This is a genomic window from Micromonospora cynarisoli (assembly GCF_030518815.1).
In the GTDB taxonomy this organism is placed as follows: Bacteria; Actinomycetota; Actinomycetes; order Mycobacteriales; family Micromonosporaceae; genus Micromonospora; species Micromonospora wenchangensis.
Genome location: NZ_CP130426.1, coordinates 724,333 through 745,552, shown reverse-complemented (window position 1 = coordinate 745,552; position 21,220 = coordinate 724,333). Strand labels below are relative to the sequence as shown.

General features: G+C 74.3%; 21 protein-coding genes. 5 read left to right on the top strand and 16 right to left on the bottom strand.

Going from position 1 to position 21,220, the window contains the following annotated elements:
- Positions 1 to 8: 8 nt before the first annotated feature.
- The 8 genes from Q2K16_RS02895 to Q2K16_RS02860 form a co-directional block, all read right to left on the bottom strand.
- On the bottom strand, positions 9 to 437 hold the full coding sequence (locus Q2K16_RS02895) for a DUF2267 domain-containing protein (RefSeq protein WP_302743400.1): 429 nt from the start codon (positions 435 to 437) through the stop codon (positions 9 to 11).
- Positions 438 to 441: 4 nt separating this feature from the next.
- Entirely contained in the window at positions 442 to 633 is a 192-nt protein-coding gene (locus Q2K16_RS02890; RefSeq protein ID WP_302743399.1) for a hypothetical protein, read from the bottom strand.
- A gap of 270 nt (positions 634 to 903) precedes the next feature.
- A complete protein-coding gene (locus Q2K16_RS02885) occupies positions 904 to 1,302 on the bottom strand; it encodes a TraR/DksA family transcriptional regulator (protein WP_088647439.1) in 399 nt (132 codons plus the stop codon).
- Between the two features lie 206 nt (positions 1,303 to 1,508).
- A complete protein-coding gene (locus Q2K16_RS02880) occupies positions 1,509 to 2,177 on the bottom strand; it encodes a nucleoside/nucleotide kinase family protein (RefSeq protein WP_302743398.1) in 669 nt (222 codons plus the stop codon).
- A 313-nt stretch (positions 2,178 to 2,490) separates the two neighbouring features.
- Positions 2,491 to 3,099 (bottom strand): winged helix-turn-helix domain-containing protein, encoded by a 609-nt coding sequence (locus Q2K16_RS02875; protein WP_302743397.1) that lies wholly within the window; start codon positions 3,097 to 3,099, stop codon positions 2,491 to 2,493.
- A 284-nt stretch (positions 3,100 to 3,383) separates the two neighbouring features.
- Positions 3,384 to 3,974: a winged helix-turn-helix domain-containing protein gene (locus tag Q2K16_RS02870; RefSeq protein WP_302743396.1), complete on the bottom strand. Its 591-nt coding sequence runs from the start codon at positions 3,972 to 3,974 to the stop codon at positions 3,384 to 3,386.
- Between the two features lie 51 nt (positions 3,975 to 4,025).
- Complete coding sequence (locus tag Q2K16_RS02865) at positions 4,026 to 4,517, bottom strand: rhodanese-like domain-containing protein (protein WP_302743395.1); 492 nt, start codon at positions 4,515 to 4,517, stop codon at positions 4,026 to 4,028.
- A gap of 56 nt (positions 4,518 to 4,573) precedes the next feature.
- The gene (locus Q2K16_RS02860) at positions 4,574 to 5,026 is read right to left on the bottom strand and encodes a cysteine dioxygenase (protein ID WP_302743394.1); all 453 of its coding nucleotides are present in this window, start codon (positions 5,024 to 5,026) and stop codon (positions 4,574 to 4,576) included.
- Positions 5,027 to 5,170: 144 nt separating this feature from the next.
- Here Q2K16_RS02860 and Q2K16_RS02855 point away from each other — a divergent pair, with 144 nt between their 5' ends.
- Positions 5,171 to 5,569, top strand: coding sequence for an ankyrin repeat domain-containing protein (locus Q2K16_RS02855; protein WP_302743393.1), 399 nt, complete (start codon positions 5,171 to 5,173; stop codon positions 5,567 to 5,569).
- A gap of 72 nt (positions 5,570 to 5,641) precedes the next feature.
- On the opposite strand, the gene Q2K16_RS02850 is transcribed toward Q2K16_RS02855, so the two are convergent.
- The 6 genes from Q2K16_RS02850 to Q2K16_RS02825 form a co-directional block, all read right to left on the bottom strand.
- Positions 5,642 to 6,412: a class I SAM-dependent methyltransferase gene (locus Q2K16_RS02850; RefSeq protein ID WP_302743392.1), complete on the bottom strand. Its 771-nt coding sequence runs from the start codon at positions 6,410 to 6,412 to the stop codon at positions 5,642 to 5,644.
- Positions 6,413 to 6,494: 82 nt separating this feature from the next.
- On the bottom strand, positions 6,495 to 6,998 hold the full coding sequence (locus tag Q2K16_RS02845; protein WP_302743391.1) for a DUF2231 domain-containing protein: 504 nt from the start codon (positions 6,996 to 6,998) through the stop codon (positions 6,495 to 6,497).
- Between the two features lie 163 nt (positions 6,999 to 7,161).
- Positions 7,162 to 7,902: a GAF and ANTAR domain-containing protein gene (locus Q2K16_RS02840; protein WP_302743390.1), complete on the bottom strand. Its 741-nt coding sequence runs from the start codon at positions 7,900 to 7,902 to the stop codon at positions 7,162 to 7,164.
- A 175-nt stretch (positions 7,903 to 8,077) separates the two neighbouring features.
- Entirely contained in the window at positions 8,078 to 10,369 is a 2,292-nt protein-coding gene (gene secA2 / locus Q2K16_RS02835) for an accessory Sec system translocase SecA2 (protein WP_302743389.1), read from the bottom strand.
- A gap of 183 nt (positions 10,370 to 10,552) precedes the next feature.
- The gene (locus Q2K16_RS02830) at positions 10,553 to 11,644 is read right to left on the bottom strand and encodes a zinc-binding dehydrogenase (RefSeq protein ID WP_302743388.1); all 1,092 of its coding nucleotides are present in this window, start codon (positions 11,642 to 11,644) and stop codon (positions 10,553 to 10,555) included.
- Positions 11,637 to 12,671, bottom strand: a complete 1,035-nt coding sequence (locus tag Q2K16_RS02825; protein ID WP_302743387.1) for a Gfo/Idh/MocA family protein — start codon at positions 12,669 to 12,671, stop codon at positions 11,637 to 11,639. The genes Q2K16_RS02830 and Q2K16_RS02825 overlap by 8 nt, the downstream gene beginning before the upstream one ends.
- A gap of 251 nt (positions 12,672 to 12,922) precedes the next feature.
- Here Q2K16_RS02825 and Q2K16_RS02820 point away from each other — a divergent pair, with 251 nt between their 5' ends.
- The 4 genes from Q2K16_RS02820 to ctaD all read left to right on the top strand — a co-directional run bounded on the left by Q2K16_RS02820 (position 12,923) and on the right by ctaD (position 18,111).
- Positions 12,923 to 13,903, top strand: a complete 981-nt coding sequence (locus Q2K16_RS02820) for a glucosyl-3-phosphoglycerate synthase (protein ID WP_302746348.1) — start codon at positions 12,923 to 12,925, stop codon at positions 13,901 to 13,903.
- Positions 13,904 to 14,003: 100 nt separating this feature from the next.
- Complete coding sequence (locus tag Q2K16_RS02815; protein WP_302743386.1) at positions 14,004 to 15,161, top strand: glycosyltransferase; 1,158 nt, start codon at positions 14,004 to 14,006, stop codon at positions 15,159 to 15,161.
- Positions 15,162 to 15,290: 129 nt separating this feature from the next.
- The gene (locus tag Q2K16_RS02810) at positions 15,291 to 16,019 is read left to right on the top strand and encodes an ATP-binding protein (RefSeq protein ID WP_302743385.1); all 729 of its coding nucleotides are present in this window, start codon (positions 15,291 to 15,293) and stop codon (positions 16,017 to 16,019) included.
- An 88-nt stretch (positions 16,020 to 16,107) separates the two neighbouring features.
- A complete protein-coding gene (ctaD, locus tag Q2K16_RS02805) occupies positions 16,108 to 18,111 on the top strand; it encodes an aa3-type cytochrome oxidase subunit I (RefSeq protein ID WP_302743384.1) in 2,004 nt (667 codons plus the stop codon).
- Positions 18,112 to 18,191: 80 nt separating this feature from the next.
- On the opposite strand, the gene Q2K16_RS02800 is transcribed toward ctaD, so the two are convergent.
- Together Q2K16_RS02800 and Q2K16_RS02795 are read right to left on the bottom strand one after the other, a co-directional pair.
- Positions 18,192 to 19,331 (bottom strand): SigB/SigF/SigG family RNA polymerase sigma factor, encoded by a 1,140-nt coding sequence (locus tag Q2K16_RS02800; RefSeq protein ID WP_302743383.1) that lies wholly within the window; start codon positions 19,329 to 19,331, stop codon positions 18,192 to 18,194.
- A gap of 317 nt (positions 19,332 to 19,648) precedes the next feature.
- Positions 19,649 to 21,031: a hypothetical protein gene (locus Q2K16_RS02795; RefSeq protein WP_302746347.1), complete on the bottom strand. Its 1,383-nt coding sequence runs from the start codon at positions 21,029 to 21,031 to the stop codon at positions 19,649 to 19,651.
- Positions 21,032 to 21,220 lie beyond the last annotated feature (189 nt).

The window sequence follows — 21,220 nt, the reverse complement described above, 5'->3', positions numbered from 1 at the left end:
CGGTCGGGTCAGGGAATCAACCGTTGCAGGTCGCGGGGCATGCCGGCCCGCACGTCCTGCCACTCCCCCTGGGTGACGTGCCGGCGCAGGGCGTCCAGCACCACCCGGGTCACCCGCTCGGGGCCGCCCTCGACGTCGTAGGGGAAGCCCTGCCGGACCTCGTAGAGGAAGTCGTCCCGGTTGAGTTTGACCGGCACGTCCTCCGGCTGCCACCCGTCGAAGTAGATGCCCCGGACCAGCACCGGGAGCTGGGCGGAGAACTCCGCGCACTCCTGCACGGTCATCCGGTCACGCAGCAGGTGCAGCACCGTGCGCAGCGCCGCGTACGACTGGTTGCGCTGCGCCCGGGGCCACCCGTACGCGTCCTCGATGTCCTTGAGGATCAGGTTGGTCTTGTCCACCGAGGACTCGAACGCCGACATCAGCTGCTCGGCCATCGGGTCACCCCCCGTCCTTCGGCTCGCCGCCCCAACGCCTGTCGTCGGCGCGTCGGGGCGGCCCCGACGGGCCCCGCCCCTGCCGGACCGGGCTGTCGAACCGTCCGGGGCGTTCCGGTCGCCGGGTGTCACCACCGGTTCCGACGACGTGCAGCACCGCACCGCGTCGGGGATCCGCCACCACCCGTACCGTCATCTCGGTCACCTCCGTGCCCGTGCTCGGTCTTCCCGGCCGCTGCCCCGCCGGGCTGTCGGCCCGACCGGTCCCGACCGGGGTGTGCTCCGGCCGCGGGCGCGGCCGGCACCGTCGATGCTGCCCGTCGGGCGGGTGAGCCGCCCTCACCCGGCCGGGGTGAGGCCGGGGCCTGGTGACCGGCCGTCGGGGCCGAGGTGGCGGCACCGTCCCGTGGGACTCCGCTTCGTCGACTCCCTGGAGTTGATCAGCGGTGCGGGTCGCGGGGTGGGCTCAGGCGGCGCGCCGCTCCCGGGTCTGCTTGCAGCCGACGCAGGAGGTGGCGGACGGGAAGATCTCCAGCCGCTCCACCGGGATGGGCGCGGTGCAGCCCTCGCAGAAGCCGTAGGTGCCCTCGTCCAGCCGGGTCAGGGCGTGCTCGAACTGGGCCCGCCGGTCGAGGATGGTGCGGAGCAGGGACTGGGCGGTGTCCCGCTCGGCGGTCTTGGTGCCGCTGTCGGCCTGGTCGTCGCCGGCGGTGTCACCGACCTCCACCAGCCGCAGCACCTGGCTCTGCGCGACCGCCTGCTCGTACTCCGCGGACAGCTCGTCGTAGCGGGCCCGCAGGGAGGCCCGGATCTGGTCGGCCTCCGCCGTGGTGCGGGCGGTACCGACGGTGTCGTGGACGAGCATCGCTGCCTGCCTTTCCTGGGACCGGCGCGACCCGGGGGCGCGCTGCGGCTCGGAGGGCACGGTGAGATCGGCCGTGCCGTGTGAGTGCGGCGATTACCCACCGCCCCGTCCCGCCAAACCACCTGTTTCGCCGCCGTCGTGGCGGGCTCCCCGGGCCGTCCCGCCGTCCGGTGCGGACCGGCCGGGTGACACCGCCACGCGCGGATTCAGCAGGTCCCGTCGGCCCGTTGCACCCAGGCCGGGTGCCGGGGGTCGTCGAGGCGCAGCACCACGTCGGCGAAGGACTGTGGGGCGACCTCGTCGGCGTACCTGGCGAAGGCGGGCAGGGTCCACCGCTGCGCCGGGTCGGTACGCCGGGCCAGCGCGGCAGGCGAGAGCACCAGGTGCACGGCGACGTCGAACGGCAGTCCCCCGCCGAGCAGCAGCGCCCCGCTGACCAGCAGCACCGTGCCGGGTGACAGTTCCTGGTAGGCCGCCCGGCTGGCCCGGTCGGTCCGGGCGTCCCAGAGTGAGGGCAGCACCCGGCCGGTGCCGCCGGGGCCGGCCGGGTCGAGCACCTCCCGGCGCAGGCCGGCCTCGTCGATCCAGCCCTCGTAGTAGGCGTCGGGGTTGGTCCGGCCGAACTCGAAGCGGACGGAGGCGGGGCGTAGGAAGTCCCCGGCGCGCAGGTGCAGCGCCGGACGGCCTCCGGCACGCAGCGGGTCGATCAGCGCGTCGGCGAGTTGCTCCGGGGCGGCGGCGGGGGGACCGTCCACCGCGACCCGGAGGTGGGCCGGCGGCGTGGACCCGTCGACGGTCGGCCCGGACGCCGCCGTGAGGAGCCGTTCGGTCAGCTCGGCGACGAGCCGGTCGGGTGAGATCGGACGGACACGCATCGGACCATCGTGCCCCGTGGACCGGCGACCGGTCCGGCGGCCCGCGCACCGGCAGCGGTGTCCGGCCCCGGACACGCCTGTCGGGTCACGGCGCCGGGCCCGCCGTCGGCCCGACCACGGGGCCGCCGTCGGCCTGTCCACCAGTCCGGTCGACGGGACTTGGGGCGACGAAATTTTGCCGCCGGCGTCGCCGGGATCGGGAGGGCCGGGACGTTCGCCGGGCGCGGCCGACGGCACGCGACGGTGGAAGCGGTCCGGTGGGGCTGCGCGCGACGGTGGCCGCCGGGCGGTGGCGGTGGTCCGGGGGGACGGTTCAGCCGGTGCGGTCGACGGTGACCCGGGCGTCGTCGGCGAGCCGGTAGCCCACCCCGTAGACCGTGGTGACGAGCGGGACGTCGACGCCGACCTTGCCGCGCAGCCGACGTACGTGCACGTCCACGGTGCGCACACCGGCGTGCTCGTAGCCCCAGACGGCGTTGAGAAGTTGCAGCCGGGTGAACACCCGGCGGGGGTGGGCGACCAGGTGCAGCAGCAGGTCGAACTCCAGCCGGGTCAGCGGCAGCGGCTCACCGTCGCGCAGCACCGACCGGGAGGAGGCCAGGATGTGCAGCATCGGGATGGTGGCGGCGACAGAACGTCCCGCCGACCGGCCGGCCGGGACCTGGTCGGGTCGCCGTTCGGCGGGAACGCCTGTGGTGGCGATGGTGCCCTCGCCGCGTTCCAGCATCTCGCGGGCCGCCTCCAGCAGCCGGCGGGCCGGCGCGGTGAGCGACTCCTCGCTGGCCAGCGGAATGGACAGGGTCACGGTGAGCACGGGGGTGGCGGCGTTGGCCGGACGTCGCTGGCCGCCGGGAGGCCGACCGGGGACCGCGGGCTGGGACGTATGCCATCCGGCGCGCGACGATGCAGGGCTGACCGACATGGTCCTCCTTGGGCTGGTCCGGGTATCTCCCCACGGCCCGGGACGCCGCTGCATCGATGCTTCCCGGCCCCTGGACGAGGGTCAAGGGGCGACCGCGTTGCATGAATGTGACAATTGACGAACAGTTCGCAGCCGATCCCTCGCTCTGCGTACGAGCCAGATGATTACAGCAGAAGCGTCGACGTGCCCGGGTACGGGGGTGCCCGCCGGTCGGGGCACGGCCGGCACGCCGCGACGCACCCGGCTCGGGGGCGGGCCGGGTGCGTCGGGGAATGGTCGGAAGGTCAGCGGAACCTGTCGATCTGTACCCTCGCCTCGTCGGCGAGCCGGTAACCCACCCCGTACACGGTGGTGACCAGGGGGGTGTCCGCGCCGAGCTTGGCGCGCAGCCGCCGGATGTGCACGTCCACGGTGCGGGCGACGGCGTGCTCGTAGCCCCAGACGTTGGCGAGCAGTTGCAGCCGGGTGAAGACCTGGTGCGGGTGCTCGGCCAGGAACAGCAGCAGATCGAACTCGATGCGGGTGAGCGGGATCTCCCGGCCACCCTGACGCACCACCCGGGTGCCGGCGAAGATCCGCAGGGTCTCCGGGTGGTCGTCGGTCGGCGCGGGCTCCCCGGCCACCGGCATCGGGCGTGGGGCCGGCAGCGACGACAGCAGGCGCGGCACGGTCGGCTCGCTCAGCCGGACCGCCCCCTCCCCCGCCTCGACCAACTCGCCGAGCAGGTCGACCAGGCGGGCCAGCCGGGGCGTCAACGGCCCGGCGGTCAGGTCGAGGGTGATGGTCAGCGAGGGCGTGGAGCGGGGCCGGCCCGGAATCACCCGGTCGGGACGGCCCGGCGGGTGCGGACGCGCGGTGAGGGTGACGAGGGACATGGGAGCCTCCTGTGTGGCGGTGCGTCCGCCACGCCCGGTGGGGCGCGACGGTCAGTGCGGCGTCCGGCCGGCGGTCACCGGCGGCGCGAAGGACGGGGTACGGTGCGACGGCGTCGGACCCAGGGTCGGCAGCCCGGCGATCCGCCAGGCGACGAAGCCGCCCACCACGTCGGTGGCCCGGTGCAGGCCGAGGTCCTGCAACGCGGCGGCGGCCAGCGACGAGGTGTAGCCCTCCTGGCAGATCACCAGCACCGGCAGGTCGTAGTCGACCGCCTCGGGCAGCCGGGCCGGGCAACGCGGGTCGAGCCGCCACTCCAGGACGTTGCGCTCGATCACCAGCGCCCCCGGCACGGTGCCGTGGGCGGCCCGCTGGGCGGCCGGCCGGATGTCGACCATGATCGCCCCGCCCCGGCAGGCCAGGTGCGCCTGCTCGGGGTCGAGCCGACGCAGTCGGGTGCGGGCCTCGGCGAGGATCTCGTCGATGCCGCGCGAACCCGGTGGTGGGGCCGGACAGCTCTCGGTGAGGGTGGCGTGTTGCGGCATCGTCGCGGTCCTTCCATGGGCGAGCCGACGGGTGGGGGAAACGGGGACGGGCGGCGTCACCAGGAGACGCCGGCCCGGGCGATCTCGGCGACCTGGAGTCGCCCGTCGACGAGGTGGTACCGGGTCATGTGACGCAGCGCGGGCAGGTAGACGTGCACGCTCACCGCCGGTTGGTCGCCGCGGTTGGTCACCACGTGCACGTGCCGGGGGCCGAACCGGCGGCCGGACCCGGCGGCGAGGCGGTGCGGGCGCAACCGCCCACCGGAGACCGTCTGCTCGGTCAGTTCGCCGGCGACGACCAGGAAGGCGCCCGAGGAGCCCCCGTGGTCGTGCAGGTCGGTGCCCTGGCCGGGCAGCCAGCTCAACGCCCAGACCTCGTGGTCGTCGGCCGAGGCGAGCCGGGCGTACCACCGCTCGGTGCGGTCGAAACGCAGCGGCACCGCCCAGGTGGTCGGGTCGGCGTACCGGCCGGCGACGGTGAGCAGATCGGTGGCGTGGATGCTGGTCATGGCTTCTCCCGTGTGATGCGTCCCCCGACACTCTAGACTGTAAAGCCTATAGGTTTAGTAGGTAATACCGGATGCTGGGACACGGAAGGCGGGCACGCCCCCGGCACCGGCGGTCACCCGGGCGCGGACCTCTAGGCTGAGCGGATGACCGAGGAGTTCGACGCCGAGACGCTGGCCTTCGCCCACCGGATGTTCGACCTGGCCCGCGCGGGCGAGGCCACGGAACTCGGTGGCCACGTCGACGCCGGGCTGCCGGTGAACATGACCAACGACAAGGGCGACACGCTGCTGATCCTGGCCGCCTACCACGCCCGCCCGGAGACCGTGGCGGCCCTGCTGGCCCGGGGCGCCGACCACTCGCGGGTCAACGACCGGGGGCAGACCGCACTCGCCGCGGCGGTGTTCCGGCGCACCGCCGAGACGGTACGCGCCCTGCTCGACGCCGGGGCCGACCCGGACCACGGGACCCCCTCGGCGGTGGAGACGGCCCGCTTCTTCGACCTGCCGGAGATGCTCACCCTGCTCACCACCCACCGGGCGTGATCAACCCGCCGCAGCCGGTGTCGCGCTGTCCCCGCACCGGAAGGCGCACCGTCGCCCCTCGCGATCGGTCCTTCAGACGGGCCCGTCGGCCGGCTTGACGGCCTCGATCAGGAAGCGTCGGGAGTGGGCCACGAAACCGCCCTCGGCACGGATGCGCGCGTGCAGCCGTTCGAGCTGCGGGCGGTACCTGTCGACGTCGAAGTCCGGCACGGTCCACACCACCTTGCGCAGAAACCAGACCACCGCGCCGATGTCGTGGAACACCGCCCGCAGGGTGGCCCGCTCCAGCCGCAGCACGTCCAGGCCGGCGGCCCGGGCGGCGGCCACCGCCTGGGCGGTGTGCCGGGTGGCCGGCGGCGGCAACGAGCCCAGCACCGCCTCGCTCAGCTCCCGCATGGTGCCGGCCCCGATCTGCTGGGACAGGTAGCGCCCGCCGGGGCGCAGCACCCGGGCGATCTCCGCCCACGGGGTGTCCACCGGGTGCCGGCTGGTCACCAGGTCGAAGGCGGCCACCCGGAACGGCAGCCGGGACGCGGGAGCAACCTGCACCACCCGGGCGTCGACCCGTCGCAACGTACGCCGGGCGACCGCCACGTTGGGTGGCCACGCCTCGGTGGCGACCAGCAGCGGCGGCGGTTGGGGCAGCCCGGCGAGCACCTCGCCCCCACCGGTGTCGATGTCCAGCGCGGCCGTGACCGTCGCCATCCGCGCGGCCACCTGGCGGGCGTAGCCCCACGGTGGACGCTCCTCGGTGGCCCGCCCGTCCAGCCAGTCGAAACCCCAGCCGTCGACGGGGGCGGCAGCGGCCTCGGCGATCAACTCCGCACAGCTCGGCTCGACCATCCGCCCACCCTGCGGCAGGCACACCCGGCCGGCAACCCGATTACCGCAGGCAGCACGGACCGGCCGGGCGCCACGACGGGGGTCAGGGGGCGGGACGGAGGATCTCCACGGTGGAGCCGGCGGGGACACCGTCGAGGGTGTCGAAGCCGGTGGGCTCGCGGCGGCCGGACTCGAACTGGCGCATCAGCCGGGCACCCAGCCCGACGCCCACCGCACCGACGAGCAGCGCGACCAACTCGGTCGCCAGCAGCACCCCGGTCGCACCGCGCTGCGGGGCGTCCGCCCGGACCAGGCAGGACAGCAGGAAGAGCGCGGCCATGCCCGCGTTGACCAGGTTGAAGGTGACCATGGTGCGGCGGTGCGGCCCCGGCCGTACGTCCCACAGGTCGATCATGCCGGCCACCCCGGCGAGCCCGGCGGCCACCAGCGCGGCGACCGCCGTCCAGTAGCCGACCTCGCCGAGGAACGCCGGGCCGCCCGCCACGTCGGCGAGGTCGAAGACGGTGGCACTGACGAAGAGCCCGAACGGGAACGTCACCAGCATCGGTTGGATGGGATGCCCCTGCACCCTCAGGCGGCTCTCCATCGCTTCCTCCCCAGGATCGGCTCGGCTCACCGGTCCAGGGTGCTACCCGGGGGTCGCTGCCACGAAACGGTCGGGCCGGGATTCGCGGGTCCGGAGAGAAACGACACCACCGGCCACCCGGGCCGTCCCCGTGGACGGTCCGTGTCGGGGCGGTCGCGGCGGGTCAGGACTCGCGGGGGCGGGTGACGGTGGTGACCAACCGTTCGGCCACCTCGCGCAGCGGGATGTCCAGCGAGGAGGCGGCGCTGCGCAGCACGTCGAGGGCCTCCGGGGCCGGGCAGCCCCGCTGGGTCATGATCACCCCGACGGCCTGACCGACGACGTTCTCCCCGAGCAGCGCGCCGTCGCGTTCGCTGTCCCGCTCGGCCCGCCTGGCCCGGTCCCGGACGGCGGCCAGCAGCAGTCCCGCGTGTTCGGCGAGCAGCATCGCGGTGAGCTGGTGCCTCGTGCCCAGCGTGCCGGTCGGGCCGGCGTACAGATTGATGGAGCCGATCGCCCGTTCGTCGACGTCCACCGGGGCGGAGATCACCCCGCGCACGCCGAGCCGGCGGGCGCGGTCGGTCCAGGCCGGCCACCGGCCCTCGACGGTGAGGTCCGCCGCGATGATCATCTCGCGGCGGCGGATGGCGTCCATCGCGGGTGACTCCGCGCCGTGCCCCAGGTCGTCCAGCTCGGCCAGCCGGGGGTCCGAGGCGGCCACCCCGGCGGGCTCACCGGCCCGTAGCGCGGTGAAACCGCACCAGAGCACCCCCGGGACGGCGTCCGCGGCGATCCGGACCAGCTCGGTCAGCGCCTCGTCGAAGTCGTCGACCGCGATCAGTCCCGCGGTCAGCTCCCGCAGCAGGGCGGCCGTCTCCAGTACCCCGAGCGTGTCGATGGTCAGCTCCCGCATGTCCAGGTTCACCGGTCCGCGCGCTCCGTCGTACACCTGCCGCCCGGCACGGGCGTCGTTGCCTGTGTCATCGTGGTGATCTCTCTTCCGAGTCGTGGGCCCCGGGCTACTACCCTCGCAAAACAGGATCGAAACCGCGTAAGGAACCCCTCCGACGCGGGATGCGCCGGAGGGGTTCCCGGGCCGCTCAGCGGGCGGCGGCGAGCCGACGGCCGACGGAGGCGATCAGCCGGTCCAGTTCCGAGCCGAACGGGTTGTCGTGCACCAGGTACGTCCAGGTGGCGCTGGGCCGCACCAGCTTGGCGGCGTCCGGCTCCCAGTCCTCGGCGAACTCGGTCTCCTCGAAGGTCGCCAGGGTCCGCGTCTCGATCTCGGGGATGAGGTTGGTGAACGCCGGCACCGCCGCCCGGTGGAACTCGTCGAGCGGGTCGAGCCGGCCCAGCGCCCGCAGGTGCACGCCCTCGCGGACCTCGGACAACTCGGCCAGATGCTCCGCCCAGAGCCGGTCGGTGTGGTAGAGCGCGATGGAGCGGGCCACCCGGGCCAGCAGGTCCTCGTCCATCTCGCCGGCCTTCTCCGGCATCCGGTCGAGCAGCATCAACGCGGCCACGTCGGAGGTGAGCAGCCGCTCCCGGCGCTCGGCCAGGGCGATCCGCTGCTGCTCGATGACCACGCTGTAGCGCCAGGTGTTGCGGTGGATCTCGTGGTTGACGCCCTCGGCGACCCGCTGGGCGTGCTCCACCGCGTAGTCGACCTGCTCGTCGGTGACGAGGCCGTCGGCGTTCATCCGGGGCGAGGCCGGGACGGTGTCGCCGGCGTGCCGCACGACCAGGTCGTCCTCCAGGCTGACGAAGAAGACCGAGCCGCCCGGGTCGCCCTGTCGGCCGGCCCGGCCACGCAACTGGTCGTCGACCCGGCGGCTGTCGTGCCGGCCGCTGCCGATGACGTAGAGCCCGCCGAGCTCGGCCACCCGTTCCTGGTCGACCTGCTCGCTGCCGCCGAGCCGGATGTCCACGCCCCGGCCGGCCATCTGGGTGGAGACGGTCACCGCGCCGTACGCGCCGGCCTCGGCGATGATCGCCGCCTCCTCGTCGTCGTTCTTGGCGTTGAGCACCACGCAGGGCACCCCGGCGGCGTGCAGGCCGGCGGCGAGCCCCTCGGACTCCCGCACGTCGAGCGTGCCGACGAGCACCGGGCGGCCCGCCTCGTGGCAGCGCCGGATCTCGTCGATCAGCGCCTCCTCCTTCTCGGCCCGGGTCGCGTAGATCCGGTCCGGCTCGTCCTCACGGACGCAGGGGGTGTTCGGCGGGATCACCGCCACCTCCAGGCCGAAGAACTCGCGGAGCTGGTCACCGACCAGCACCGCGGTCGCCGTCATGCCGCACAGCTTGGGGTAGAGGGCGATGTACGCCTGCACGGCGATGGTGCCCAGCACCTCCCCCTCGGCGGTGGCGTCCAGCCCCTCCTTCGCCTCCACGGCGGCCTGGAGGCCGTCGGGCCAGCGGCGGCGCTGGGCGACCCGGCCACGCATCTCGTCGATCAGCTCCACCGAGCCGTCGCGGACGATGTAGTCGACGTCGCGGTGCAGCAGGGCGTGCGCGTGCAGCGCCACGTTCACCGCGGAGAGCTGGCCGACGTGCTCGGTGTCGTACAGGTCGATGCCGCCCAGCTTGGCCTCGACGGCGGCCAGGCCCTCGGTGGTGAAGGCGACGCTGCGCCCGTCCTCGGCCACCGTGTAGTGCCGGCCCTTGCGCAGACCGCGCACCAGCGCGGCGGCGGCGTGCACCGGGTCCTGCTCGCCGGTGGTCGAGCCGGCCAGCACCATCGGCACCCGGGCCTCGTCGATCAGGATCGAGTCGGCCTCGTCGACGATGGCGGTGGCCAGCGGCGGCTGGACCCGGTCGGCGATGTCGGTGACGAGCTGGTCGCGCAGGAAGTCGAAGCCGGCCTCGCTGACCGAGACGTAGGTGACGTCGCAGCCGTACGCGGCCCGCCGCTCGGCCGGGGTGGACGCCTCGTTGACCCAGCCCACGGTCAGCCCGAGCAGCCGGTAGACCGGCGTCATCCACTCGGCGTCCCGGCGGGCCAGGTAGTCGTTGACGGTGAGCACGTGCACCGGCCCGTTGCCCAGCCGGACGTGCCCGTAGGCGGCGACGGTGGCGGTGAGCGTCTTGCCCTCACCGGTGGCCATCTCGGCGACCTTGCCCGACAGCAGCGCCATCGCGCCCAGCAGCTGCACGTCGTACGGCCGCTGGTCGAGGCCCCGGCGGGCGGCCTCGCGGCCGACGGCGCAGATGTCCACGTACTCCGTGGCGGCACCGGCGGCCTCGGTCAGCGCCTCGTCGTCGAGCGCCGACAGCTCGTCCTCGCGCGCGGCGATCCGCGGCAGCAGCTTCTCCAGCGGAGCCAGGTCGACAGTCGTCCCCGGGCGTTGGAGGAACCGGCGGAACCTGCTCTTCAACCGTTGCGACACACCCATGAGCGGCAACGGTACGCGAATCCGGCCGGAAACGGCTGCCCGGTCTGTCCGACACGGCCCCGGTGTCCGGTAGCCGGCCCGTCCGGGCAGTTCAGCGCGGGGGTGCCGGTTCGCCCGGCGGACGACGGCGGGCGAACCGCCGGCCGGGGCGGCGGCTGACCGCCGTCGATGACCACCGGGTCGTCAGGGGGTGAGGACGACCTGGAGTTCGTGGCGGCGGCGGTGCGCCAGGTCGGTGAAGAGCGCCGGGGCGTCCGCGAACGGGACCACGGCCGAGATCAGGTGCGCGCGGACCAGGTCGCCGTGGCGGCGTAGCAGGTCGATCGTCTCGGCGGAGAGGCGTTCCCGGTCCCAGGTGGGGGCGAGACCGCGCGGCACCCGGCCGATCTGGGCGCAGCGCACCGTCAGCCCGTTGTGGTGGAACTCCTCGCCGAGCCGGACGGCGTCCGCGCCGCCCGGGTAGAAGGCCAGGTCGATCACGGTGCCCTGGGGACGCAGCAGGCGCAGCGCCAGGTGCAGCGCGTGGTCCTGCCCCCGGCACTGGAAGACCACGTCGGCCCCCCGGTCCCCGACGCCGTGGTTCCACCGGGTCTTGAGCACCACCGCCGGGTCGTCGGCGGTCGGGTCCAGGGTCTCCAGCCCGAGGGCCTCGGCGACCTGCCGGCGCTGCGGCGTCGGGTCGACCACCACCACCGAGGCGGCGTCGTGCCGGCGGGCGAACAGGGCGGTGAGCAGGGCGACCACGCCGCCACCGACGACCGCCACCCGTCGCCCGCGCACCCCGTCGCCGAGGGTGCGCACGCCGCCGCCGTACAGGTCGGCGGCGGCGTGCAGGAGACCGTTGGCGCAGATCGGGCCCATGTGGGCCACGTAGACGCCGAGCAGCGGGTCGAGGTCGTCGGCGGGCAGCGGCACGAACCGTTCGGTGAGCGGGTCGGCGACGTGTCCGGTGCGGTGGCCGTACGTCATCGCCCCGAGCGTGCCGACGGCGATCGCCGGGGTGCGGCTCTGCACCACCTCGGCGACCTGCATGTAGCCGAGCCGGGTGACCGGGTACGGGGTGCCGGCCGCGCCGGGCCGGAACAGGCCGAGGCCGGGGTCGAAGGTGACGGTGAGGTGGGGGTTGGTGCCCTTGACGAAGCTCAGCTCCGTCCCGGCGGAGACCCCGCTGTAGCGGGTCCGCACCCGGACCATGCCCTCGCGCAGCTCACCGGCGTCCTGCTCGACCAGCGCGACGCGCCCCGGGCCGTCGACCACCAGCACCGTGTCACGCATCGACGGTCGCTCCCGTGACCGGGCCGGGCCGGGCGTCGGTGGTCGGCGCGAGCGCGGCCGGGCCGGTGGGCAGGCTGACGCCGCGGCCGGTCCGGGCGCTCTGGGCGAGCGCGACCGCCAGTCGTTGGGTGCGCAGCGCCTCCGCGTACGGCACCCGGATGTCGTCGCCGGCCCCGGTGACCGCGTCGACGAAGGCCCGGTCGACGGCGACCCGGGCGGCGTCGGGGTCGGCCGGGAGGTGACGTTCCCCGTCGGCGTCGCGGACGGTCAGTCCGTCCTCGGCCAGCGACAGGGCCAGCCCGTCGGCGAGGATCTCCAGCCCGGCCCGGTGCTTCCAGCCGAGCACGCAGGCGGCGGCGAGGGTGCCCACCGCGCCGGAGGCGAAGCGCAGCGTGGCGGCGGTCACCGAGTCGATGTCGGCGTCGTCGACGGGGGGTGGGCTGCCGTCGCCGTAGGCGGTCACCTCGACGGCCTCGCCGACCAGCACCCGGGTCAGGTCCAGGAGGTGGGCGGCCTGCTCGACGACCGGCCCGCCGGAGCGGTCCCGCACCGGCCACCAGGCCACCGGGGGCACCCGGTCCAGCCAGGCCCCGTTGACCATCCGCACCGGACGGTCGGCGAGCAGTTCGCGCGCCTGCGCCACCACGTGCAGGTAGCGCCAGTGGTGCCCCACGGCGGTGAGCAGTCGCCGCTGCTCGACCAGGGCGGCGATCCGTTCGGCGGTGTCCAGGTCGACCGCGACCGGCTTCTCCACGAACATCGGCACCCCGGCCGCGATGACGGCCTCCTCCACCGGCCCGTGGGCGAACGGCGGCACGCAGACGTAGACCGCGTCGGGGCCGGCGGCCAGCAGGTCGTCGACGTCGGCGAAGGCCCGGGTCGAGTGCGTGTCGGCCAGCCGGGCGGCGGCGGACCGGGTCACGTCGGTGACCCCTACCAGTTCGACGTCGGCGAAACTCCCCAGCACACGGGCGTGGCGTTGCGCCACCCCGCCGGCCCCGACCAGCCCCACCCGGCACGTACGCATACCCTCGGCCCTCTCGACGCGGTCACGACCACCGCGGACAGCACTGCCCCGGCAGGGCGTGGCGAAACCCCGGCGGGGCCCGCAACACAGCGTTCATCTGCCGGGAACCGGCCGGTGGAGCAGCCGTGATCAAGCTGTTAGGGAATATCCAGTTAACGAATGTGCCGAGATGGGAAAACCAAGTCTGCGTTTTCCGCCACGGATCTGGGGGTTTGCCAGTGCGGGACACAGAACCGATCGTCTCCCCTGTCGTGGAGGCATGGGCCACCTACCGGACGACGTCGGCGCAGGACTGGCCCACGCGACGGCTGGTCAGGGCCAAGGGAGAGAACCGGGTCAGCGTGGTGCTGCCCGCCCGCAACGAGGAAGCCACCGTCGGGGCGATCGTCTCGACGATCCGGGAACACCTGATGGACCGGGTACCCCTGGTCGACGAGCTGATCGTGGTCGACTCGCGGTCGACCGACCGGACCGCGCAGGTGGCCCGGGCCGCCGGCGCGGAGGTGGTCGGCCAGGACGAGATGACCCGGGGCCTGCCCCGGCTGACCGGCAAGGGCGACGCGCTCTGGGCCGGCCTGGCCGCCGCCGAGGGCGATGTCGTCGCGTTCGTCGACGCCGACCTGCGGGAGTTCCGGCCACACTTCGTGACCGGCCTGATCGGCCCGCTGCTGGTCGACCCGTCGGTGGAGTTCGTGAAGGGCTTCTACCACCGGCCGCTGGTCGGCACGGCCAGCGTGGAGACCGACGGCGGCGGGCGGGTGACGGAGCTGATGGCCCGGCCGCTGCTGAACCTGTTCTGGCCGGAGCTGGCCGGTTTCGTGCAGCCCCTCGCGGGCGAGTACGCCGGTCGGCGCGAGGTGCTGGAGCGGGTGCCGTTCGTCACCGGTTACGGGGTCGAGACGGCCATGCTGATCGACCTGCTGGAACTGGTCGGCCTGGACGCGTTGGCCCAGGTCGACCTGGGTGAGCGCAAGCACCGGCACCAGGACACCGCGGCCCTGGGCCGGATGTCCGCGCAGATCATGCACACCGCCTGGACACGGTTGCAGCGGCGGGGCTGGGCCGCCCCGGGCACCAACCCGGGCGCCCTGCTGACCCAGTTCCGTCGGGGCGGCTCGGAGGCGCTGCCGAATCTCGACCGGGAGGTCGTCGTCAACGACGTCTCAGTGCAGGAACGCCCGCCCCTGGCCGAACTGCGGCCCCGGCTGCCGCGTCGACGGGTCGCCGCGTGACGAGGCGTCGCGCCTGCGGTCGCGACCCCGGCGGTGCCACCCGACGCGCGGGGTCGAGACCCGCCCGGGACCCCGTCCGTCCCGAGAGGAAGTCCCGCCCATGAGCCTCACCGTGCTGATGAACGCCGGCCCGTGGCTGTCCGTGCCGCCACCCGGCTACGGCGGCATCGAGAACGTCGTCGCCACCCTGGTGCCGGAGCTGCGCCGGCTCGGCGTGAAGGTCGTGCTGGCCTCGGTGGGGTCGAGCACCCTGCCGGTGGACGAGAAGTTCTCGGTCTACGCCGACGGGCAGTTCGCGGCGCTGCAACGGCCGTACAACCAGGTGTGCGGGGTGTCCCAGGCGCACCTGGCCGGGGTGGTCCGGCAGCTGCACGGCCGGGACGACGTCGACCTGGTGCACGACCACGTGGAGGCGGTCGGGCTGGCCACCCTGGCGGCGATGGGACCGGCCGCCCCACCGGTGCTGCACACCCTGCACTGGGACCTGGCCAAGCACCCCGAGCTGTACGGCACCCTCGACGGCGGGGCGCGGGTACGGGTCAACGGCGTCTCCGCCGCCCAGTTGGCCCGCGCGCCCCGGGCGCTGCGGGAGCACGCCGTCGGGCACGTGCACCTGGCCACCCCGCTGGCCGTGCACGCCGACCGGGCCCCCCGGCCGGTGAAGGGCGACCACGCAGTCATCCTGGGCCGGATCAACCCGGGCAAGGGGCAGGACGTCGGCGCCCGGCTGGCCCGGCGCACCGGGGTGCCGCTGGTGCTCGCCGGCCCGGTCGGGCCGTACCACCGTCCGGCCGACCTGGCGGCGGCGGGCGACGAGGCCCGGCAGAACCCGGACGTACGGTTCTTCTACGACCAGGTCGCCCCGCACGTCGACGGCGACCTGGTCCGCTGGGTCGGCACGGTGGCCGGTCGGGAGCGCGACGACCTGCTGGCCGGGGCGCGGGCGGCGCTGTTCCCGCTGCGCTGGGAGGAGCCCGGTGGGACGGCCGTGGTGGAGTCGCTGGCGTTGGGCACGCCGGTGGTGGCGACCGCCCGGGGCTGCCTGCCCGAGCTGGTCGCGCACGGGCGTACCGGGCTGCTCACCGACGACGAGGACGAGCTGGGTGAGCTGCTGCTGGCGGCGCGGCGGCTCGACCCGGACGAGTGCCGCCGGGAGGCCGCCGAGCGGTTCACCCCGGCGGTGATGGCGCAGCGGTACGTCACCCTCTACGAGACGGTCCGCGCCGCCGCCCGGGTGCCCGAGCTGCGGGCCGCCTGAGCCGGCCGTACCGGTGGCGGGCACGGCACCGGGCCTGCGGGCGTCGACGCCCGCAGGCCCGGTTTCGTCCCGCCGGGCCCCGGGTACCTGGCGGTTCTCCCCAGCACCACGAGCGGAATCGAGGGGCCGATGGTCAGCCGGATCACCTGCGAGGTCAGCGACGAGTCGCCGGTGACCGTCGTACGCCTCGCCGGCGCGCTCGACCTGGGCACCATGCGCGCCGTGCACACCGCGTTGGACCGTTGCCTGACCACGCTGCCGGACGCGCTGGTGGTCGACCTGGGCGGGGTGACCGTCGCCGACCGGCTGGCGCTGTCGGTGTTCGCCGCCACCGCCCGGCAGGCCGCCGACTGGCCGGCCGTGCCGATGGTGCTCTGCTCTCCCCCGCCGGACGCCGCGGCCTGGCTGGCGACCTCCACCACCTGCCGGGTGGTGGAGGTGCGGCAGGACTGCGCGGAGGCGACCCGGTGGGCCGGGGCGACCGTCAGACCCCGGCTGCGGGCCCGGTTGGAGCCGGTGGCGGGGGCCTGCCGGCGGGCCCGGGAGCTGGTCGGCGACGCGTGTTCCCGGTGGAACGTGCCGCACCTGGTGGAGCCGGCGTCGCTGGTGCTCAGCGAGCTGGTCGGCAACGTGGTGCGGCACGCCCACACCCCGATGCGGATCACGTTGACCCTGCACCAGCCGTACCTGCGGGTGGCCGTGGCCGACGGCAGCCGGACGGCGGCCCGGGCGGTCAGCCCGGACCTGTCCGCCGAGGGCGGTCGGGGGCTGCTGCTGATCCGGGAGATGGCGCAGCGCTGGGGTAGTTCCCCGCTGGTCGACGGCAAGGTGGTGTGGGCACTCCTGCCGGCGAATTGACCGAAATTCCCCCTGTCGCCTGGTTACATGGGCGGAGGGCGGGTAGTCGCGCCCGTCCTTTCTGTCGTCACGACGGGGTGAGAGAGCCATGCCCAGACGGGTAACCACGGAGCCCGCACGAGACCGGGGGCCGGCCATCCTCGCCCCGGCCCGGTTCGGCGGTTTTCCCGGCCCGGTCCGCCCGGCGCTGCCCGGCAACAAGCTGCTGCGGCTGCTCGGCACCACCGACGCCAAGCAGATCGGCCTGCTCTACCTGGCCACGTCGTTCGTGTTCTTCCTGATCGGCGGGGTGCTGGCCCTGCTCATCCGGGCCGAGCTGGCCCGGCCGGGAATGCAGTTCCTCTCCCCCGAGCAGTACAACCAGGCGTTCACCATGCACGGCACGATCATGCTGCTGCTCTTCGCCACCCCGCTGGTGTTCGCCTTCGGCAACTACATCGTCCCGTTGCAGATCGGCGCACCGGACGTGGCGTTCCCCCGGCTCAACGCGTTCGCGTACTGGCTGTACCTGTTCGGCGGGACGATGGTCGTCGGCGGCTACCTCACCCCCGGCGGCGCCGCCGACTTCGGCTGGACGGCGTACAACCCGCTCAGCGACGCGACGCACTCCCCAGGCATCGGGGCGAACCTGTGGGTGGTCGGCCTGGTCGTCTCCGGGCTGGGCACCATCCTGGGCGCGGTCAACCTGATCACCACCACGCTGACCCTGCGCGCACCCGGCATGACCATGTTCCGGATGCCGATCTTCACGTGGAACATGCTGCTCACCGCCGTCCTGGTGATCCTGGTCTTCCCGCTGCTGGCGGCGGCGCTGCTGGCGCTGGGGGCGGACCGGCTGCTCGACGCGCACGTCTACGACGCGGGCACCGGCGGGCCGATGCTGTGGCAGCACCTGTTCTGGTTCTTCGGCCATCCCGAGGTCTACATCGTGGCGCTGCCGTTCTTCGGCATCATCACCGAGATCATCCCGGTGTTCAGCCGCAAACCGATCTTCGGATACACCGGGCTGGTGCTGGCCACGGTCGCGATCACCGTGCTGTCGATGACCGTCTGGGCGCACCACATGTTCGCCACCGGCCAGGTGCTGCTGCCGTTCTTCAGCTTCCTCAGCTACCTGATCGCGGTGCCCACCGGGGTGAAGTTCTTCAACTGGATCGGCACCATGTGGAAGGGGCAGCTCACCTTCGAGACGCCGATGCTGTTCGCCATCGGCTTCCTGGTGACCTTCCTGCTCGGCGGCCTCACCGGGGTGCTGCTGGCCAGCCCGCCGGTGGACTTCCACGTCACCGACTCGTACTTCGTGGTGGCGCACTTCCACTACGTGCTGTTCGGCACGATCGTGTTCGCCGCGTTCGGCGGGGTCTACTTCTGGTTTCCCAAGATGACCGGCCGGCTGCTCGACGAACGCCTCGGCAAGCTGCACTTCTGGACCATGTTCGTCGGCTTCCACGCCACCTTCCTCGTCCAGCACTGGCTGGGCGACGAGGGCATGCCCCGGCGGTACGCCGACTACCTGCCCAGCGACGGCTTCACCACGCTCAACATGATCTCCACGGTCGGCTCGTTCGTGCTCGGCGCGTCCACCCTGTTCTTCCTCTACAACGTCTGGAAGTCCTGGCGGTACGGCGCGCTGGTGACAGTCGACGACCCGTGGGGGTTCGGCAACTCCCTCGAGTGGGCCACCACCTGCCCGCCACCGCTGCGCAACTTCGACCGGATGCCCCGGATCCGCTCCGAACGTCCCGCCTTCGACGCCAAGTACGGCCCGCTCGTCGCCGACCTCGGCCGGGACCTGCCGCAACGCACCACCCGCCCGCCGCAGGAACTGCACGACGAGCTGCGCCACGAACGGCACGTCCCCGAGTCACCGGCGGCCGAGGGCGCGCACGGGGCCCGGGAGGCGGTCGAGTACCAGCCCGCGCCGCAGTCCGGCGCCCGCCCGGTGGTGGTGCCCGAACCGGAGCAGGTCCGCCGCCCCGGCTTCGCGCACTCCGACGCCCCGCAGGACGACGGCCCCGGCGGCGGGAACCCCGACACCCCCGAGCGGTGGCGTCACCCGCACGGCACGGACGACGACCCCGAACGGCGCTGAGCGACGGACGTCTTCGGGCCGGCGCCCCGTACGGGGTGCCGGCCCGAGGTTCGTCCTCCCGCCGACCGAGCCGGGAACTGTCAGGCGTCCACGGTGGCGGGCAGGCCGGCGGCGGCCAGCGAGCGGCGCACCGCCGGCTGGACCCGGGTCAGCCGCAACGGCACCCCGGTACGGACGGCGGCGTCCCGGCCGGCCACCAGCGCGGCGATGCCACCGGCGTCCACCCCGCCCGCGCCGTCCAGGTCCACCACCAGCTCGCGGGGCTGCCCGGCGACCGCCTCCAGCATCATCCGGCGCAACTGGTCCGCGCCGTCGCGGTCGATCTCACCGGCGACCTCGACCACCGTCCGCTCCGGGGTGCGTCTGACCGCGATCCGGTTCCGGCCGGTGTCCGCCTCGGCGGTGCCGTTCTGCCACGGCGGCGGGGTGTCGGCGAGCATCGCCTGACGCAGCCAGGTCAACGCCCGCGACAGCAGCCGGGACACGTGCATCTGGGAGATGCCGAACCGGGCGGCGATCTCCGCCTGGGTCTGGTTGCCGTAGAAGCGCATCGCCAGGATGCGCCGCTCCCGCCAGGGCAGCCGGTGCAGCAGCCCGCTGACCGTCACCCGGTCGTCCACCGACTCCAACGCGTTGTCCGACTCACCGACCAGGTCACCGAACTCGGCGGAACTCTCCCCGCCGACCGGCGCGTTGAGCGAGGCGGGACTGTAGCCGGCCGCCGACTCCAGGGCGGCGAGGATCTCCTCCTCGGGCGTCTCCAGCCGGGCCGCCAGCTCGGCCACGCTCGGCGCGCGGGACAGCTCACTGGTCAACGCCGAGGTGGCCTGCCCGACCTCCAGGATCAGGTCCCGCAGCCGGCGGGGCACGTGCACCCCCCAGGTGCGGTCCCGGAAGTGCCGCTTGATCTCCCCGACGATGGTGATCGCCGCGTACGCGGTGAACGAACCCCGCTCGGGGTCGTACCTGTCGACGGCGTTGACCAGGCCGAGGCGGGCCACCTGCTCCAGGTCCTCCAACGGTTCGCCCCGCCCCCGGTAGCGGCGGGCCAGCCGGCCGGCGAACGGCAGGGCGAACCGGACCAGGTCCTCGCGGGCCTCCCCCCGGCGCTCCGGTGGCAGGCCGGCGATCCGCGCGGCGTACGCCAGCGCGGCGGCGTCCAGGTCCTCCAGCCCCCGGTCGGTCGGAGGTGGTGTGGTCGTGGTGGTCTGTCCGAACATCCGCGCCTCCCTCAGGAAGGTCCCCCGCCCGGATCGGGCCGGTTCGGCGCGTGGCGGCACCACGCACCGGGTCGGAAGTGGGGTTTCACGTGCCGCGCCGGGATCACCGGACGCGCGGGCGACGACCGGCCGCCACGCGGCGGACCGTCGCGGCGAGCGGTCTTCCCGCTCCCCAGGTACTCAATCACGCGTCCCCGGGTTCGCGAGGATGTTTCGGCGTGCCGGGTCCGGCCGGGCGGCACGGACACCCCCGGCGTCCCCTTTCCGGGCGACCCGCGGGTGCCGGAGCCGGTGTCGGCTCCGTCACGCGGGGGCGGTCAGGACACGGCCAGCCCCAACGGCGCGCCCGCCTCGCGGAGCCCGGCCAGCGCGTCACCGACGCTCAGCGGCGGCGGCGTCGGCAGGTCGTACGGCTGCCCGCGCAACACCTCGGTGGCCCGCCGGGTGGCCACCGACGCCACCGGGTACCCCCGGGCGGCGGTACGGTCCAGGGCCCGACGACGACTGCCGAACGCCGCCACCGCGAGCCACTGCGGCAGCCCCGCCACGGCCGGTGAGCGCAGCCCCGGCGACTCGGGCAGCACGTCCACCGAACTGAACGGCTCGCTGCCGGCGAGCCACCACTCCACCTCCTCGACGCTGCGCCGTGTCGCGTTCTCGCACCAGTACGGCACCAGCCCCGCCCGCACCACCTGCCACGGATCGAACACCCGGCCGCACTCGACCACCAGCCGGTCGCCCGTCTTGCCGGCCCGGCGCAGCCACCGCCGGTACAGGTCGGCGGTGGCCGCGCTGAGCGCCCCCGGGTGCGGCACCCGCACCTGCCGCAGTTCGTGGCCCCGACCGTCGGCCCAGCGCCCCAGCGCGCGGACGAACCCCGGCTCCACCCCGTGTTCGGCGGACTCCCCGGCGGCGGTGACCGCCGGCGGCTCCCACCCGTCCCCGGTCGCGCCGGCGGCCCGCAGGACCTGACGCAGGGCGGGCGAGTCCGGGTGGAAGTCCACAGGTCGCAGGCCGCTGGCCGGGCAGCCGAGCTGGAAGCTGTGCCCCTGCCCGGAGTCCGACACCGGCCACCGGCGGGCGTCGTCGACCAGCACCACCGCCGCCCGGTGGGTCAACCGGTCGGCCAGGAACCGGGCGTACGCCACCGGCAGCGCCCGCCAGCGGGCCACCAGGCTGATCGTGGCGCCGGACAGCGCGCCCCGGCTCGCCGGGCAGTGCACCTGACGCAGGTGCAGGCCGGCGTTGCCGGCGAGGACCCGGGCGGCGAACGCGGCCCCCTGGTCGAGCGCGGCGGCGGGGCGGTCCACCGCGCCGCGCGTCCAGTGAGCGGTCATCTCGAAGCCGGTGGGCAGCCAGGGCACCCCGAGCGCCACGGCGAGGTGCACGGCGGCGGCGTGCGGCGCGCCCAGCACCACCGCCGGGTACCGCTTCCGGGGGTACTGGTCGACGATCCAGCCGGCCACCTGTTCCCCGTCCACCTCGCCGGCCTGGGCGGCGGTGAGCGCCACCCGGCCGGCGTTGCGCGCGACGGCGAACCGGGACGGGGCCGTCGGGTGTCCCAGGTCGGCGCAGTCCACCCCGCGCAGCGCGCGGGCGGCGGCGGCCACCAGCACCCGTGCGGTGCTGCCGGCCGTGACGACCCGGTCGCCGGCCAGTCCGGCGCCCTGGGCCGTCGGCCCGGCCGGTGCCGTCCGCACCGGCTCCACCCCGCCTCGTTCGCTCACCACGCGGCCCGGCTTCCCGCCCCTTCGGGGTCTAAACGGGGCATCGCGTCCCGACGGGCGCAATCCCCGACCCACCCGCCGGGACGCCCTACCGGTGCGCCCCGGTCGGCGACCGCCCAGCCCGGTCCGGGCAGGCCGGGGTGGGTTTCGGGGTGACCGGGC